Below are 2674 nucleotides of genomic sequence, written 5' to 3' on the forward strand. Positions count from 1 at the left end.
CCTTCAACTCAGCAAAAGTTCGATTTATTCAACAAAACCTCGGAAAACTATCCGTACAAGGGAGTGTATGAAAAATGTCTGGTATAATAAGAATATCATCAATAAAATTGAGTGTTGCTCTGTGGATAACTTGCAGAGTTTATTAAGTATCATTGCAGCAAAGATGAAATCAATGATTTATCAAAAATGATTGAAAGGTGGTTGTAAATAATGTTACAATGTGTGAGAAGCAGTCTAAATTCTTCGTGAAATAGTGATTTTTGAAGCTAATAAAAAACACACGTGGAATTTAGGGAATACTGATGTAACACGGATTGACCGTATTGGGAGTTTGAGATGGTGACAAAGAGAGTGCAACGGATGATGTTCGCGGCGGCGGCGTGCATTCCGCTGCTGCTGGGCAGCGCGCCGCTTTATGCGCAGACGAGTGCGGTGCAGCAAAAGCTGGCGGCGCTGGAGAAAAGCAGCGGAGGGCGGCTGGGCGTCGCGCTCATCGATACCGCAGATAATACGCAGGTGCTTTATCGCGGTGATGAACGCTTTCCAATGTGCAGTACCAGTAAAGTTATGGCGGCCGCGGCGGTGCTTAAGCAGAGTGAAACGCAAAAGCAGCTGCTTAATCAGCCTGTCGAGATCAAGCCTGCCGATCTGGTTAACTACAATCCGATTGCCGAAAAACACGTCAACGGCACAATGACGCTGGCAGAACTGAGCGCGGCCGCGTTGCAGTACAGCGACAATACCGCCATGAACAAATTGATTGCCCAGCTCGGTGGCCCGGGAGGCGTGACGGCTTTTGCCCGCGCGATCGGCGATGAGACGTTTCGTCTGGATCGCACTGAACCTACGCTGAATACCGCCATTCCCGGCGACCCGAGAGACACCACCACGCCGCGGGCGATGGCGCAGACGTTGCGTCAGCTTACGCTGGGTCATGCGCTGGGCGAAACCCAGCGGGCGCAGTTGGTGACGTGGCTCAAAGGCAATACGACCGGCGCAGCCAGCATTCGGGCCGGCTTACCGACGTCGTGGACTGTGGGTGATAAGACCGGCAGCGGCGACTACGGCACCACCAATGATATTGCGGTGATCTGGCCGCAGGGTCGTGCGCCGCTGGTTCTGGTGACCTATTTTACCCAGCCGCAACAGAACGCAGAGAGCCGCCGCGATGTGCTGGCTTCAGCGGCGAGAATCATCGCCGAAGGGCTGTAACTGGTTTTGTTGAATAAATCGAACTTTTGCTGAGTTGAAGGATCAGATCACGTATCTTCCCGACAACGCAGACCGTTCCGTGGCAAAGCAAAAGTTCAAAATCACCAACTGGCCCACCTACAATAAAGCCCTCATCAACCGTGGCTCCATAACTTTCTGGCTGGATGATGAAGCTATTCAGGCCTGGTATGAGTCAGCAACACCTTCTTCACGAGGCAGACCTCAGCGCTATTCTGACCTTGCCATCACGACTGTGCTGGTCATTAAACGCGTATTCAGGCTGACCCTGCGCGCTGCGCAGGGCTTTATTGATTCCATTTTTTCTCTGATGAACGTTCCGCTACGCTGCCCGGATTACAGCTGTGTCAGCAGGCGGGCAAAGTCGGTTAATATCAGTTTCAAAACGCCCACCCGGGGTGAAATCGCACACCTGGTAATTGATTCCACCGGGCTGAAGGTCTTCGGTGAAGGCGAGTGGAAAGTCAAAAAGCATGGCCAGGAACGCCGTCGTATATGGCGTAAGCTGCATCTGGCAGTTGACAGTAAAACACATGAAATCATCTGCGCTGACCTGTCGCTGAACAACGTTACGGACTCAGAGGCCTTCCCCGGGTTAATCCGGCAAACCCACCGGAAAATCAGGTCAGCCGCCGCCGATGGAGCTTACGATACCCGGCTCTGTCACGATGAACTGCGGCGTAAGAAAATCAGCGCGCTTATCCCGCCCCGAAAAGGTGCGGGTTACTGGCCCGGTGAATATGCAGACCGTAACCGTGCAGTGGCTAATCAGCGAATGACCGGGAGTAATGCGCGGTGGAAATGGACAACAGATTACAACCGTCGCTCGATAGCGGAAACGGCGATGTACCGGGTAAAACAGCTGTTCGGGGGTTCACTGACGCTGCGTGACTACGATGGTCAGGTTGCGGAGGCTATGGCCCTGGTACGAGCGCTGAACAAAATGACGAAAGCAGGTATGCCTGAAAGCGTGCGTATTGCCTGAAAACACAACCCGCTACGGGGGAGACTTACCCGAAATCTGATTTATTCAACAAAGCCGTTTTCCGACAACTTCATGATTACATATCTTGCGGTTTTGATTATTTTTGCTGCAAGAAATACATACTTCAAACGAAAGGTCTTTATTTGCTGTCTGTATTCTGAAGAGTCCAAGGAATCAAACTTGAACAACAAAAATAGGTTATATGAAAGCATCATCATTTGAAACACGGCTTCATTCGCCCAAAATGACTTTAGCAAGAGATGACCCACCGCCATGTCGTATTTGGCTTCTTTGATATAGTTTTCAGCATTACCACGCTTTTCATAGTATATAACTACTTTTTCAGAAAGCAAGGTAGTATTTGTTACAAAGAAAAAGTAGTCGTATTCGGAACCTTCTAAAAGTGATAATTGTGCTCTTTCTTTTTCTGGTTTCAGTACGCGAGATACGACAAATCTT

At 50.1% G+C, this 2674-nt stretch carries 4 protein-coding genes; 3 read left to right on the forward strand and 1 reads right to left on the reverse strand.

Annotation, left to right across the window (positions count from 1 at the left end; all coding sequences use genetic code 11):
- The 3 genes from ACFQH9_RS31960 to ACFQH9_RS31970 all read left to right on the forward strand — a co-directional run.
- Nucleotides 1-190, forward strand: a 190-nt coding sequence (locus ACFQH9_RS31960; RefSeq protein WP_379572191.1) for a hypothetical protein, incomplete at its 5' end; no start/stop codon positions are given.
- Between the two features lie 146 nt (nt 191-336).
- The gene (locus tag ACFQH9_RS31965; protein WP_001617865.1) at nt 337-1212 is read left to right on the forward strand and encodes an extended-spectrum class A beta-lactamase CTX-M-14; all 876 of its coding nucleotides are present in this window, start codon (nt 337-339) and stop codon (nt 1210-1212) included.
- A gap of 79 nt (nt 1213-1291) precedes the next feature.
- Nucleotides 1292-2215, forward strand: coding sequence for an IS5-like element IS903B family transposase (locus ACFQH9_RS31970; protein WP_012579081.1), 924 nt, complete (start codon nt 1292-1294; stop codon nt 2213-2215).
- A 41-nt stretch (nt 2216-2256) separates the two neighbouring features.
- Here the strand turns inward: ACFQH9_RS31970 and ACFQH9_RS31975 are convergent.
- The coding region (locus ACFQH9_RS31975; protein WP_379572195.1) for a transposase at nt 2257-2674 on the reverse strand (418 nt) is incomplete at its 5' end.

Origin of the sequence: Pseudonocardia lutea (genome assembly GCF_042658055.1) — a bacterium.
In the GTDB taxonomy this organism is placed as follows: Bacteria; Actinomycetota; Actinomycetes; order Mycobacteriales; family Pseudonocardiaceae; genus Pseudonocardia; species Pseudonocardia lutea.